General features: G+C 69.7%; 13 protein-coding genes and 2 tRNA genes. 7 read left to right on the forward strand and 8 right to left on the reverse strand.

Annotated elements, in window-relative coordinates; genetic code table 11:
• From RMN86_RS07335 to RMN86_RS07345, 3 genes are all read right to left on the reverse strand, one after another.
• The coding region (locus RMN86_RS07335) for a GTP-binding protein (RefSeq protein WP_309605182.1) at positions 1 to 261 on the reverse strand (261 nt) is incomplete at its 3' end.
• 33 nt (positions 262 to 294) lie between these two features.
• Positions 295 to 368 (reverse strand) — tRNA-Gly (locus tag RMN86_RS07340).
• A gap of 28 nt (positions 369 to 396) precedes the next feature.
• Positions 397 to 481: transfer RNA gene (locus RMN86_RS07345), tRNA-Tyr, on the reverse strand.
• Positions 482 to 613: 132 nt separating this feature from the next.
• Here RMN86_RS07345 and rlmB point away from each other — a divergent pair.
• Positions 614 to 1,414: a 23S rRNA (guanosine(2251)-2'-O)-methyltransferase RlmB gene (gene rlmB / locus RMN86_RS07350; RefSeq protein ID WP_405041331.1), complete on the forward strand. Its 801-nt coding sequence runs from the start codon at positions 614 to 616 to the stop codon at positions 1,412 to 1,414.
• 36 nt (positions 1,415 to 1,450) lie between these two features.
• Positions 1,451 to 2,191 (forward strand): YjbE family putative metal transport protein, encoded by a 741-nt coding sequence (locus RMN86_RS07355; RefSeq protein ID WP_309605184.1) that lies wholly within the window; start codon positions 1,451 to 1,453, stop codon positions 2,189 to 2,191.
• Between the two features lie 22 nt (positions 2,192 to 2,213).
• Here the strand turns inward: RMN86_RS07355 and metG are convergent, their stop codons facing one another.
• Positions 2,214 to 4,013 carry a methionine--tRNA ligase gene (metG, locus tag RMN86_RS07360; protein WP_309605185.1) on the reverse strand — a complete coding sequence of 600 codons (1,800 nt, stop codon included), beginning with the start codon at positions 4,011 to 4,013 and terminating at the stop codon, positions 2,214 to 2,216.
• A gap of 110 nt (positions 4,014 to 4,123) precedes the next feature.
• On the reverse strand, positions 4,124 to 4,477 hold the full coding sequence (locus tag RMN86_RS07365) for a DMT family protein (protein WP_309605186.1): 354 nt from the start codon (positions 4,475 to 4,477) through the stop codon (positions 4,124 to 4,126).
• Positions 4,478 to 4,582: 105 nt separating this feature from the next.
• On the opposite strand from RMN86_RS07365, the gene RMN86_RS07370 reads away from it, so the two are divergent.
• From RMN86_RS07370 to RMN86_RS07385, 4 genes are read left to right on the forward strand one after another with little or no spacing between them, the layout of a single operon-like run.
• Positions 4,583 to 5,671 carry a polyamine ABC transporter substrate-binding protein gene (locus RMN86_RS07370; RefSeq protein ID WP_309605187.1) on the forward strand — a complete coding sequence of 363 codons (1,089 nt, stop codon included), beginning with the start codon at positions 4,583 to 4,585 and terminating at the stop codon, positions 5,669 to 5,671.
• A gap of 20 nt (positions 5,672 to 5,691) precedes the next feature.
• Positions 5,692 to 6,654: an ABC transporter ATP-binding protein gene (locus tag RMN86_RS07375; RefSeq protein ID WP_309605188.1), complete on the forward strand. Its 963-nt coding sequence runs from the start codon at positions 5,692 to 5,694 to the stop codon at positions 6,652 to 6,654.
• Positions 6,651 to 7,529 (forward strand): ABC transporter permease subunit, encoded by an 879-nt coding sequence (locus RMN86_RS07380; protein WP_309605189.1) that lies wholly within the window; start codon positions 6,651 to 6,653, stop codon positions 7,527 to 7,529. The genes RMN86_RS07375 and RMN86_RS07380 overlap by 4 nt, the downstream gene beginning before the upstream one ends.
• Positions 7,526 to 8,323 carry an ABC transporter permease gene (locus RMN86_RS07385; protein WP_309605190.1) on the forward strand — a complete coding sequence of 266 codons (798 nt, stop codon included), beginning with the start codon at positions 7,526 to 7,528 and terminating at the stop codon, positions 8,321 to 8,323. The genes RMN86_RS07380 and RMN86_RS07385 overlap by 4 nt, the downstream gene beginning before the upstream one ends.
• Before the next feature lie 2 nt (positions 8,324 to 8,325).
• Here RMN86_RS07385 and RMN86_RS07390 read toward each other — a convergent pair whose 3' ends face one another.
• From RMN86_RS07390 to RMN86_RS07400, 3 genes are all read right to left on the reverse strand, one after another.
• Positions 8,326 to 9,243, reverse strand: coding sequence for a PEPxxWA-CTERM sorting domain-containing protein (locus RMN86_RS07390; protein ID WP_309605191.1), 918 nt, complete (start codon positions 9,241 to 9,243; stop codon positions 8,326 to 8,328).
• Positions 9,244 to 9,295: 52 nt separating this feature from the next.
• Complete coding sequence (locus RMN86_RS07395; RefSeq protein ID WP_309605192.1) at positions 9,296 to 10,744, reverse strand: amidase; 1,449 nt, start codon at positions 10,742 to 10,744, stop codon at positions 9,296 to 9,298.
• Between the two features lie 81 nt (positions 10,745 to 10,825).
• Positions 10,826 to 11,266, reverse strand: a complete 441-nt coding sequence (locus RMN86_RS07400) for a VOC family protein (RefSeq protein ID WP_309605193.1) — start codon at positions 11,264 to 11,266, stop codon at positions 10,826 to 10,828.
• Positions 11,267 to 11,496: 230 nt separating this feature from the next.
• Here RMN86_RS07400 and RMN86_RS07405 point away from each other — a divergent pair, with 230 nt between their 5' ends.
• A complete protein-coding gene (locus tag RMN86_RS07405; protein WP_309605194.1) occupies positions 11,497 to 12,561 on the forward strand; it encodes an efflux RND transporter periplasmic adaptor subunit in 1,065 nt (354 codons plus the stop codon).
• Positions 12,562 to 12,573: the final 12 nt, after the last annotated feature.

The raw sequence follows: 12,573 nt of genomic DNA on the forward strand, positions 1-12,573 counted from the left end.
GTCCGCGTGGCCCGGGCAGTCGACGTGGGCGTAGTGACGGTTCTTCGTCTCGTACTCCACGTGCGCCGTGTTGATGGTGATCCCGCGCGCCTTCTCCTCCGGCGCCGCGTCAATGTCGGCGTACGCCATCGCCTTGGCCCCGCCCGCCTTCGCCAGGATCATCGTGATCGCCGCCGTCAGCGTCGTCTTGCCGTGGTCAACATGGCCAATCGTGCCAATGTTGCAGTGCGGCTTGTTGCGTTCGAACTTCTCTTTGGCCATCGGGTCCTGCGGGCGTTTGCGTTTCAACTAACCTGGAGCGGGTAGCGGGAATCGAACCCGCATATTCAGCTTGGAAGGCTGCTGCACTACCACTGTGCTATACCCGCGATATCCGTCTCCTATAGCGCCGAGGCGTGGTGGGGGAAGTAGGACTCGAACCTACGAAGGCTACGCCAGGGGATTTACAGTCCCCCCCCTTTGCCGCTCGGGACATTCCCCCTCGCGCTCGGAGCCACACCGAGACCTCGAACAAAAGGCTTCCGCCAGGGCGCGCGCGGGGCATAACAGCGCCCAACCCACGGTTCCCAAGGCGGCTGCCCGTCCGGGGCCCCAATTTGGAGCGCGTCTTATAGTGGCCTCGTCCCCCGAACGCAACGACGCCCGGAAAGGCCGGAGCAAGCGCCCCCACGGGAGTTTTTCGCGACGTCCGGAGGCGGTGGCCGATGACTGGATCTGGGGCTGGCACGCGGTCGAGGCGGCGCTCGCCAATCCCGCGCGCGGCGCGCCCGAACTGATCCTGGCGACGCCCGAACGGATCAAGCAGGTCCTGGCGAAATTCGGGGCCCTGCCGGTGCTGCAGCAGGCTGACAACCAGCAGATCGCCCAGCGCCTGCCGCAAGGCGCGATTCACCAGGGCGTGGCGGTGCGCGGGGCGGTGCTAGAGCCCGCCGACCTGGCCGACTTCGAGCCCCGCCCCGGCGCGGTGCTGCTGATGCTCGACAGCGTCACCGATCCGCAGAACGTCGGCGCCATCCTGCGCTCGGCCGCGGCCTTCGGCGCGGTCGGCGTGGTGCTGCAGGACCGGCACGCGCCGCGGTTCACCGGAGCCCTGGCCAAGGCCGCGGCCGGCGCGGTCGACCGGATCGCCACGGCCCGGGTGGTCAACCTGTCGCGGGCGCTGGACGAGCTGACCGACGCCGGCTGGCGCGCGGTGGGCCTCACCGGCGAGGCGGACAAGGATCTTGGCGACGTGCTGGACGGCGCCCCCACCGTTCTGGTGCTGGGCTCCGAGGGCGAGGGCTTGCGCCGGCTGGTGGCCGAACACTGTGACGAACTGGCCCGGATCCCCATGCCGGGCGGCTTCGAGAGCCTGAACGTCTCGGCCGCGGCCGCCGTGGCGATGTATGAGGCGTCGCGTCCCAGGGGGCGGTAGCTTGCAGCCAAGCGCCCCCTGTCGCATTCAGGGGCGATGCAACTGTCCGACCTCTTGACCGCCGGCGCCCTGGCCGCCTTTGTCCAGGTGGTGCTGATTGACCTGGCGCTGGCCGGCGACAACGCCGTGGCCGTGGGCATGGCCGCCGCCGGGCTGCCGCCGCATCAGCGCCGCCGCGCCATCGTCCTGGGGCTGGCCGGGGCCGTGGTGATGTTGATCGGCTTTGCGCTGATCACCACCCAGCTGCTGAACGTGGTTGGCCTGCTGGTGGCCGGCGGCATCCTGCTGCTGTGGGTCTGCTGGAAGATGTGGCGCGACCTGCGCGCCCAGGGCCGCGAGGAAAGCGCCGAGGGCGAGGCCGCGCTGGAGGCGGCGACAGGGGTGGAGATCGGCGGGACGCCCGCGCACCAGGCGAAGCCGAAGACCCTGCGCCAGGCGCTGATCCAGATCCTGCTGGCCGACCTGGCCATGTCACTGGACAATGTGCTGGCCGTGGCCGGCGCGGCCCGCGAGCACCCGATGGTGCTGGTGGCCGGCCTGATCCTGTCGATCACGCTCACCGGACTGGCCGCCAGCTGGATCGCCAAACTGCTGCACCGCCACCGCTGGATCGGCTACCTCGGCCTGGCGATCGTCGTCTATGTGGCGCTGCACATGATCTGGCAAGGCTCACGCACCGTCGCCATCGATCTGGACAAGACCGGCGCCTACAACGCCGCCATGCCCAAACCGCTGGACATCGCGCCCTCCGAAGTGGTCCGGCGCAAGGGGAAGTAGAACGCTCGGGTTCCCCGTAGTGCTAACTGCCGAAGCGTTCGCGCCAGGCGGTGACCTGATCGTCCTCGACCTTTTTGAAGAGCACCTCGGGCGCTTTCACCGGACGGCCGGGGGGCAGCATGTCCAACGGCGCCTTCCCCGTCAGGCCTGGCCACCTGCCCGGGACGCTCTCACCGACCGACAGAGCGATGGTTTCGGCGGTGAACGGAATGAACGGTTCGGCGACCCTGGCGAACAGGGCCACGAGGTTGAGCCCGGTGCGCACGGCGACCGCGGCGCGCTCGGGATCGGTCTTCAGCGCCGTCCAGGGGGCGGCCTCGGTAAGGTACTGATTGCCCAGCACCCAAAGCTGGCGGATCGCGGTCGAGGCCTTGCGAAACTCACGAGCCTCCAGGTGTTCGGTAAGCTCGCGCAGCTTGGCCAGGACATCGACGTCGAGCCTGACCTCGAGGGGACCGGGTTCTCCCCCCGCCGGGACCACGCCCTCGAACCGGGTTTCGGTGAACTTGCAGATGCGGTTGACGAAGTTGCCCAGCACGTCGGCCAGGTCGGCGTTCACCTGGGCCTGGAACTGTTCCCAGACGAAGCTGGCGTCGGAGGTCTCCGGCGCATTGGCGATGATCCACCAGCGCCAGTAGTCGGGGGCCAGCAGCTCCAGCGCCTGGTCCATGAACACGCCGCGGTTCTGCGAGGTCGAGAACCGCCCGCCATAGTAGTCCAGCCAGTTGAAGCCTTTCAGCTCGTCGACCAGTTTCCACGGCGCGTTGCTAGTCGGCGACCAGGCGCCGTCCGCCGCGCGCGTTTCGTTCAGGCCGATCAGGGTGCAGGGAAAGCCCACGGTGTGGAAGGGCACGTTGTCCTTTCCCATGAACTCCACGTAGGTCACGTCGGACGCCTGCGGCAGCCGCCACCAGCGTTCCCAGTCGGCTTCCTGCGCGGCGCCCTTGCCGGCGGTGGCGGCCCGTGCGTCCGCCCACTCCCAGGTCGCGGCGATATATTCGATGGGCGCGTCGAACCAGACGTAGAACACCTTGCCCGCTAGGCCCGCGATGTCCGGGGTCGCGCCGTCCGGGTTGGGGCCCCAGTCGGCGGCGTTGACCGGCACGCCCCAGTCCAGGTCGCGGGTGACGCCGCGGTCCTGCAGCCCCTCGTCCAGCCACTTCAGCGCGATGGAGGTGACCAGCAAGGGCCAGCCGCCCCGCTTGGCGTCGATCCAGGCGCGCAGCTTGTCGGCGAACAGGCTCTGGCGCAGGAACAGGTGCTTGGAATCGCGGATCTCAATGTCGGTGGATCCGGAGATCGCCGAGCGCGGATGCAACAGGTCGGCGGGGTCCAGCACGCGGGTGCAGTTTTCGCACTGGTCGCCGCGAGCGGCCTCATAGCCACAGTGCGGGCAGGTCCCGATCACATAGCGGTCGGGCAGGAACCGCCGGTCGGCCTTGGAATAGACCTGCTGGGTCACCCGCTCCTCGAGGAAGCCGGCCTCCCACAGCTGCTGGGCAAAGCGCTGGGTGAGCCTGTGGTTCTGGGGCGAGGACGAGCGGCCGAAGTGGTCCCAGGATAGGCCGAACCGGCGGCCCAGGTCGTCTTGGATGGCATGCTGTTCGGCGCAGAAGGTCGCGGGGTCCTGACCTTTTTCGGCGGCGGCCAGTTCGGTCGGCGTGCCGTGCTCGTCCGTCGCGCAGATGTAAAGGGTCTCATTGCCACGCGCACGCTGGAAGCGGGCGTAGACATCGGCCGGCAGCATCGAGCCCGCCAGCGTCCCCAGATGCTTGATCCCGTTGATGTAGGGCAGCGCGGACGTGATCAGGACGCGGGGCATGACGGCTCTCGAAAGGGGGAGAAGGCGCGGCTTATAGGCCGGGCGCCGCAATTCGCCAAAACGTTCGCCAGGGCTTGCAGCAAACCTCCGGCGCAATGCTGGCGGCGGGGCTAGAATGGCCCCTTGAAGACGAAGAAGGCGCCCAGGCCGATGAAGGCGAAACCAAGCGCGTGATTCAGGGTGACCGGCTCCTTCAGCCAGGCCACCGAGAACACCGCAAAAACAACCAGGGTGATCACCTCTTGAATGGCCTTGAGCTCGGCGGGATCATAGACCGCGCGGCCGATGCGGTTGGCCGGGACCGCCAGGCAATATTCGAAGAAGGCGATCCCCCAGCTGATCAGAACGATGGTCCACAGCGCCCGGTGTCTGACATTCAGCTGCCCGTACCAGGCGAAGGTCATGAACACGTTGGAGACGATCAGCAGCAGGATCGGGCTGAGCGCGGTCCAGTTGATCGGCATAGGCGAACTCCGGAAGCTTTGGCGTTGAGGCGCGCCGTACCCACCCTATAACTGCCCCGGGACCTGGGGGGCGCGGCGATGCCGAAATGGCTGAGATTCGGATCTATGGCGACGGCGCTTGCCCTGGCGGCGTGTGGGCCGTCGGCCAAGACCAATGGTGCTGGGGCCGCGTCCGGCACACTGAATATCTATAACTGGTCGGACTATATCGACCCGGCGCTGCTCGCCCAGTTCACCAGGGAGACCGGGATCAAGGTGCGCTACGACACCTTCGATTCCAACGAGGTGCTGGAGACCAAGGTCCTGCAGGGTCGCACCGGCTACGATCTGGTGGTCCCCTCCAACCACAATGTGCCGCGCTACATCGAAGCCAGGGCGATCCAGCCGCTCGACAAGGCAAGGCTGCCCGGCCTGAAAAACCTCGCGCCCGACGTCATGGCCCACATGGCGCCGTTCGATCCGGGGGCAAAGTACGCCGTGCCCTACATGCAGGGCACCATCGGCGTCGGCTACAACATCGACGCTGTCGCCAAGCGCCTGCCCGGGGTGAAGATCGACAGCTGGGCGGTGGTGTTCGACCCGCGGAACCTGGCCAGGTTGAAGGACTGCGGGGTCTATTTCCTCGACGCCTCGGAAGACATGTACGCCGTGGCGCTCAACTACCTGGGCAAGGACCCCAATTCGCACGACCTGAAGGACTATGCGGCGGCGACCGACCTCTTGATGAAGGCACGGCCCTATGTGCGCAAGTTCCACTCGTCCGAGTATATCGACGCGCTGGCCAACGGCGATATCTGCGTGGCCATCGGCTATTCCGGCGACGTGATGCAGGCCAAGGCCCGCGCCCAGGAGGCCAAGGCCAAGGTCCGGCTGGCCTATGCCGTGCCCAAGGAAGGCAGCCAGGTGTGGTTCGACGTCTTCACCCTTCCCGCCGACGCGCCCAACGCCGCGGCCGCCTACAGCTTCCTGACCTTCATGCTGCGGCCGGAGATCATCGCCCGGGCGTCGAACTTCACGAAATACGCCGACGCCAATGCCGCCGCGACCCCTCTGGTGGACGCCTCGGTGCGCGACGATCCCGGCGCCTATCCGCCGCCGGAACTGGCGAGGCGGTTGTTCGTCACCACGACGAAGGACCAGGCCCTGCTGCGCGAGGTCAACCGCCAGTGGACCCGCGTCCTGACCGGCCAGTGAGCGGAGAGCCTGCGCCCCTCGTGCGTTTCGAAGGCGTCACCCGACGCTTCGGCGAGGTCGTGGCGGTCGACGGGGTGGACCTGGATATCCGGGCCGGCGAGTTCTTCGCGCTGCTGGGCCCGTCGGGCTGCGGCAAGACCACGCTGATGCGGATGCTGGCCGGCTTCGAGGCGCCGGACGCGGGCCGCATCCTGCTGAACGGCCAGGACATCGCCGGCCTGCCCCCGCACCGGCGGCCGTCGAGCATGATGTTCCAGTCCTACGCCCTGTTCCCGCACCTCCACGTCGAGCCGTACGTGGGGTTCGGGCTGCGCCAGCAGGGCTGGTCGAAGGCCGCCGTCGGGCCCCGCCGCGAGGAGATGCTGAGCCTGGTGCGGCTGGAGGGCCTCAACCGCCGCCGGCCCGACCAGCTCTCCGGCGGCCAGAAGCAGCGCGTGGCGCTGGCCCGCGCGCTGGCCCCCAACCCGCAGATCCTGCTGCTCGACGAGCCGCTGGCGGCGCTCGACCGCAAGCTGCGCGAAGAAACCCAGCTGGAGCTGATGGCCTTGCAGCGGCGGCTGGGCCTGACCTTTCTGATCGTCACCCACGACCAGGACGAGGCCATGGTGGTCGCCGACCGCCTGGCGGTGATGCAGGCCGGCCGCATCGTCCAGGTGGGGCCGCCCCGCGAGGTCTATGAGCGGCCGGCCAGCCGCTATGTGGCCGGCTTCCTCGGCGAGACCAACCTCTTCACCGAGGGCGCGGGCTGGCGGGCGGTGCGGCCCGAGGCGATGCGCCTCACGGCGGCCCCGACCCCCGCCTCGATGGCCGGCCGGCTGACCGAGATCGCCTATTTCGGCGACCGCACGCGCTACGTCGTTCAGGTCGACGGCCAGAAGGTCCTGGTCAGCCGCGCCAACCTCGGCCCGCCCCTGGGCTTGAGCGTCGGCGCGCCTGCCTGGGTCGGATACGCCCCTGACGCCGGCGTGGTGCTGACCTCATGAGGCGACCGTGGCGCGCAGCCCTCGCGCCCTATCTGTGGCTGCTGCTGTTCTTCGCCCTGCCGTTCGCGCTGGTTGCCAAGCTGTCGCTGTCGCACACGGTGCTGGCCATGCCGCCCTATGCGCCGCAACTCGACCTGTCGCGGGGCCTGGGCGGGGTGAGCGCCTTCGTTCGTCAACTGAGCGTCGAGACCTATGGGCGACTGGCCAGCGACCGGCTCTATCTGGCGGCCTATCTGTCGAGCGTGCGGCTGGCAGGCCTGGCGACGGCGATCCTGCTCGCGATCGGCTATCCCATCGCCTATGGCATGAGCCGGTTCGCAGCCGGCGCGCGGCAGGTCCTGCTGATGGCGGTGATCCTGCCGTTCTGGACCAGCTTCCTGATCCGCATCTACGCCTGGATCGCGATCCTCAAGCCGGCGGGCCTGCTGAACCAGGCGCTGGGGACCCTGCGCCTGGGGCCGCTCGACCTGCTGAACACCGACTCCGCCGTGATCATCGGCCTTGTCTACGCCTATCTGCCGTTCATGGTGCTCCCGATCTACGCGGTGCTGGAGCGGCAGGACGCGAGCCTGATCGAGGCGGCCGAGGATCTCGGCTGCACGCCGACCATCGCGTTCTGGCGGGTGACCTTTCCCCTGTCGCTGCCGGGCGTGGCGGCCGGCGCCCTGCTGTGCTTCATCCCGATGGTCGGCGAGTTCGTGATCCCCGACCTGCTCGGCGGATCGCAGACCCTGATGCTGGGCCGCACGATCTGGACCGAGTTCTTCGCCGACCGCGACTGGCCGGCCGCCTCGGCCGTGGCCGTGGTGCTGCTGGCCACGCTGATCGCGCCGATCCTGCTGTTCCAGCGCCAGCAGGCCAAGGTGCTGTCGTGAGCCGCCGTGGCCGCAGCGGCGGCCCCTCGGCGTTTAATTGGGGCAGTGTGGTCCTGGGCCTGGCCTTCCTCTACGGGCCCATCGTCCTGCTGGTGATCTATTCGTTCAACGCCAGCCGGTTGGTGACCGTGTGGGGCGGCGTCTCCATCCGCTGGTACGCGGCCCTGGCGCGGGACAGCCAGATGCTCGACGCAGTCTGGGTGACGTTGAGGGTCGGCCTGGTTTCGGCCACGGCGGCCACCGTGCTGGGAACCCTGGCGGCGGTGACGCTGGCGCGCTCGGCGCGATTTCCCGGCCGGACGCTGCTGGCCGGAATGATCTATGCGCCGCTGGTGATGCCGGAGGTGATCCTTGGGCTATCGCTGCTGCTGCTGTTCGTGGCGCTGGACCTGCCGCGCGGCTTCTGGACGGTGACCGTCAGCCACGCCACGGTGACGCTGTGCTACGCGACGGTGGTCATCCAGGCGCGGCTGGCGTCCTTCGACCTAAGCCTGGAGGAAGCCGCCCAGGACCTGGGCTGCACGCCGGTCGGGGCCTTCGTGAAGGTCACCCTGCCGACCATCGCTCCGGCCGTGGCCGCGGCCTGGATGCTGGCCTTCACCCTGTCGCTGGATGATCTGGTGATCGCCAGTTTCACCTCGGGCCCCGGCGCCACCACCTTGCCGATGCGGCTCTACAGCCAGGTGCGGCTGGGGGTGAATCCAGAGATCAACGCCGTCTCGACACTGCTGATCGCGGTGGTTTCGCTGGGGGTGGTCGCCGCCGCCCTGATCCAGCGGCGGCGCACGGCCTGAGCTCAGACCCGAGCCTGAGCCCGGCGGGGCTGGGCGCGCAAGGCCGAGCCCAGAGCCGCGAAGCCCGCCAGCAGCATCAGCCAGGTCGCCGGCTCGGGAACGCCGCCAGCATGGCTCCCCGCGGGGCCGTCGCCCGGACCGCCGCCGACCGGGAGCGGCTCAAATCCGCCTCCGGGCGGGGTGAAGGGGCCGCCCGGGCCGGGGGCGGTGGGTCCAAAGCTGGTCGGCGTCAGCACGGGCGGGCCGCCTGCGGGCGGGTCGATGCAGAGTGCGCCGACGCAGACGCCGCCAACCGGGCCAGGATCCGTGATCGGGCCGGTCGGGCCGCCGGATGGCGGGGTCGGGCCGCCGCCCGAGCCCCCGCCCGAGCCGCCACCACCCCCGCCGCCAGAGCCGCCCCCGCCGCCCCCGCTGGGAACGCCGCCGGTCCCCTCCGCGCCCGCGGTGAATCCGTCGGGTTCTGTCGCCAATCCGAGGTCTCCGTCGGGACCCGGCTTGCCACCCTGGTTGGGATTGTTGTCGCCCGCGGCCAGCGCCTGGACATAGTCGACCAGCGACATCAGCCCGTCTTCGCCATTGGGCATGACGTCATGCGACGAGCGGTCATAACCTTCGCCGGGGCCATAGGGGCCGTGCGGCGCCTCGCCGGTCTGAGGCAGGGATCCTGCTCCCGAAGAGCCCGCGCCGCCCGATCCGCCGCCACTTCCGCCGCCGCCAGGGGGCTTCGAGGTCGGCCCGCCCTCGGCCGCCGGGCCGCCGTCCGCCGAGCCGCCGCCAGGACCGCCGGCGGATGTGCCGGCCTGGGCGCGGTTGTGCAGGACCCCGCTGGTGAAGGCCAGGGCGGCCAACGCGGCCATGGCCGCGGCGACGCCGCCGGCCAGCCGCCGGGTCTGTTTCGAATTGGAACGAACCTGATCCATCGACCGCGCATTGCAAGGACTGTGCGCGGTGGGACCCGACGGATCGGCGGGATCAGAGGGGCGCGATCCTGTCGAACCAGGGCCGGGCCCACTCCAACTGTCCCGCCAGATTGAACAGCCTGGCCTCCTCCCCCATCGGGGCCACGAACTGCACGCCGATGGGCAGGCCGTCGCGGCTCCAGGCCAGGGGCACGGTCATCGCCGGCTGCCCGGTGTTGTTGAACGCCTGGGTGTTGGGCATGAAGGCGAACAGCCGCTCGGCGATTGCCCGCGGGTCCTCGGTGATCCAGCCGATCGGGATGGCCGGGCGGCCCAGCGTCGAGAGCAACAGCACGTCGCAGGTGGCGAACAGCGCCGCCTGAGCCCGCGCGTAGGCGTGCAGGGCCGTCAGGCCGCGCACATAGTCGGCGCCGCTGACCGCCAGGCCGCGACGATAGGTGGCGAAGGTCAGCGCCTCGACATCGCCCTCGGCGATGGGTCGGCCGCGACGCGCGGCCTCGGCCTCCAGGCTGGCGGCGATGCTGGCGGAGATCACCACGCCGGCGGCGGCCGGCATGGCGGCCACATCGCCGGGAATCCGCACCTCCTCGACGTGGTGGCCGAGATCTTCGCACAGGCGCGCGGCGTCGCGGACGGCGGCTTCGCATTCCGGATCGAGCCCCGGCGCCTGCATGGCCGCCGTGGTGAAACCGATGCGCAGGCGTCCCGGCTCGCGCTCGACCTCCTCGGCGAAGGGCCGATGCGGCGCGGCCAGGAAATAGGGGTCGCCGGGTTGCGGCTGACAGGCGATGTCCAGCAGCACCGCCGAATCCCGCACCGAGCGGGTCACGGCGTGATGCACCGAGGCGCCCGCCCAGCCTTCACCGAGCGGGGCGAACGACACCCGCCCGCGCGAGGGCTTCAGGCCGAACAGGCCGCAGCAGGAGGCTGGCATGCGGATCGATCCGCCGCCATCGCTGGCGTGGGCGGCCGGCGCGATGCCCGCCGCGACCGCCGCCGCCGCGCCGCCCGACGAGCCGCCCGGCGTGCGGCTCAGGTCCCAGGGATTGCGGCAGACGCCGAGCAGCTCCGATTCCGTCACCGGCCACAGGCCGAACTCCGGGGTATTGGTCTTGCCGAACACGCAGAGCCCCGCGCCGCGATAGGCGGCGGCCAGCGCGCTGTCGGCAGGCGCCAACGCGTCGGCGAACATCCGCGAGCCTCCGGTGGTCGGCGTGCCGGCCAGGGTGACGCCCAGGTCCTTGAGCAGGAAGGGCACGCCGGACAGCGGCCCATGGGCCGGGGTCTCGGCCCGGGCGCGGGCGGTCAGGTCCTGGGTCACCGCATTGATCGCCGGATTGACCTGCGCCATCCGCGCCGCGGCCGCCTCCAGCAGTTCCGCCGCGCTCACCTCGCGCCGCGCCACCAGCCCGGCCAGGCCCACCGCGTCCTGCCGCCGATAGTCCTCGAAGTCCATGCCGATCCCCTTATGCCGCCACGCCGCCACGTCCCGCGCCGCCACGCAAGCACAGCCTGACCGCAGATCCAACCTTGGCGTTGCGGCCCCGCCAGGAGGTTCGCGGCCGCCGGGCGCGTCGCGGCCCTACCAGGCCCCGATGTTGGGCATCGACGACCACGGCTCGGCGGGCGGCAGGGCGGGTCCTGCCTGCAAGAGTTCAATAGAGATGTTGTCGGGCGAGCGGACGAAGGCCATGCGGCCGTCGCGCGGCGGGCGGTTGATGGTCACGCCCTTGTCCTTGAGCCGCTGGCAGAGCGCGTAGATGTCGTCCACGGCATAGGCCAGGTGGCCGAAGTTGCGGCCGCCGTCGTAGGGCTCGGGATCCCAGTTGTAGGTCAGCTCAACCATCGGCGCCTTGCCCGCCTTGACCGCGACCTCGTCCCCGGGCGCGCTGAGGAACACCAGGGTGAAGCGGCCGCCGGGATTCTCGGCGCGCGACGCCTCCACCAGGCCCAGTTTGTCGCAATAGAAGTCCAGAGAGGCGTCGAGATCGGTCACGCGGACCATGGTATGAAGGTATTTCACCGGCGGTTTTCCCCTTACCGTGTACGCTGCGCCACAGGATGGCCCGAAAACGCGGGCGTCATGCTGCTATTAAGGTTCGTGGCCGATAGAATAGCCATCACGCTCCCAGCCTGTCCGCGATTTCATTTGCGCTCGCGCTATGGTGGCATGAAAAGCGCAAAACCTCAGGATAGGGGGCGCGGAGACAGCGGGCGCCGATTCGCGAACCGCTTAGGGCCGGGGACAGCTTGATGCGGATGAAATCCCAGTATGTGTTCGTGATCGCGGTGCTTGCCGTGGTCGCGCTCTATTTCATCGTCCGCAGCCTGTTCGGCCTTGGCCATCACGAGGGCGCGCAGGCCAAGCCCACAGCCCCCGCCCTGCCCAGCGTCCAGGCCCAGATGGTCCCCGAGGTGGTGCGCCAGTACGACGTGGTGGTGCGCGGCCGAACCCAGGCGACCCGCTCGGTCGTGGTGCGCTCTGAGACCGCCGGGGTGGTGGCCGCCGCGCCGGTGTTGCAGGGCTCCACCGTCCAGGCCGGGCAGGTGCTCTGCCGCCTGTCGGTTGATGCGCGCCAGGCGGCGCTGGACCAGGCCCGCGCCGGGCTGAAGTCCATGCAGTTGCAACAGCAGGGCTCGGTCGAACTGGCGAGCCGGGGGTTCCGGTCGCAGACCCAGGTGCTGCAGACCCAGGCCAACCTCGACGCGGCCACCGCCGCCGTGCGCCAGGGGGAGATCGCCCTGGCCCAGGTGAACATCAAGGCGCCGTTCGCCGGCGTGTTCGACCACCGCGACGCCGAGGTCGGAACCTATCTGTCGCCCGGCCAGTCCTGCGGCACAATGATCGAGCTCAATCCCCTGCTGGTGGTCGGCGATGTGCCGGAAACCCAGGCGGCCAGCCTCAAGGTCGGCGCCCCGGCCACCGCCAGGCTGGTCTCCGGCCAGGTGCTCAACGGGCGCATCCGCTATGTGGCGCACGACGCCGATCCGCAGACCCGAACCTATCACCTGGAGGTGGCCATCGCCAATCCGAGGCTGGATGTCCGCTCGGGCCTCTCCGCCGAGGTGCATATCGGCGCGGGCTCCGGCCCGGCGCACCTGATGCCGGTGTCGGCCATGGTGCTGGACTCCGCCGGCCGGCAGGGCGTCCGCTATGTGCTGCCCGATGATCGCGTGGCCTTCGCCCCGGTGACGGTCGTCGAGGAAACCCCGGCCGGAGTCTGGGTGACGGGCCTGCGCGGCCCGGTGCGATTGATCGTCGTCGGCCAGTCCTTTGTCGCCGACGGCCAGAAGGTTCGTGTCGCCCTGGCGCGCTAGCGCCGGGCGACC

It is taken from the genome of Phenylobacterium sp., from assembly GCF_031360265.1.
GTDB lineage: Bacteria > Pseudomonadota > Alphaproteobacteria > Caulobacterales > Caulobacteraceae > Phenylobacterium.

Excerpts from the sequence above, each read along its gene's own strand:
- RMN86_RS07405 (WP_309605194.1), top strand. The coding sequence starts at position 11,497 with ATGCGGATGAAATCCCAGTATGTGTTCGTGATCGCGGTGCTTGCCGTG.
- RMN86_RS07390 (WP_309605191.1), bottom strand. The coding sequence starts at position 9,243 with ATGGATCAGGTTCGTTCCAATTCGAAACAGACCCGGCGGCTGGCCGGC.
- RMN86_RS07380 (WP_309605189.1), top strand. The coding sequence starts at position 6,651 with ATGAGGCGACCGTGGCGCGCAGCCCTCGCGCCCTATCTGTGGCTGCTG.
- RMN86_RS07370 (WP_309605187.1), top strand. The coding sequence starts at position 4,583 with ATGGCGACGGCGCTTGCCCTGGCGGCGTGTGGGCCGTCGGCCAAGACC.
- metG (WP_309605185.1), bottom strand. The coding sequence starts at position 4,013 with ATGCCCCGCGTCCTGATCACGTCCGCGCTGCCCTACATCAACGGGATC.
- RMN86_RS07355 (WP_309605184.1), top strand. The coding sequence starts at position 1,451 with ATGCAACTGTCCGACCTCTTGACCGCCGGCGCCCTGGCCGCCTTTGTC.
- RMN86_RS07365 (WP_309605186.1), bottom strand. The coding sequence starts at position 4,477 with ATGCCGATCAACTGGACCGCGCTCAGCCCGATCCTGCTGCTGATCGTC.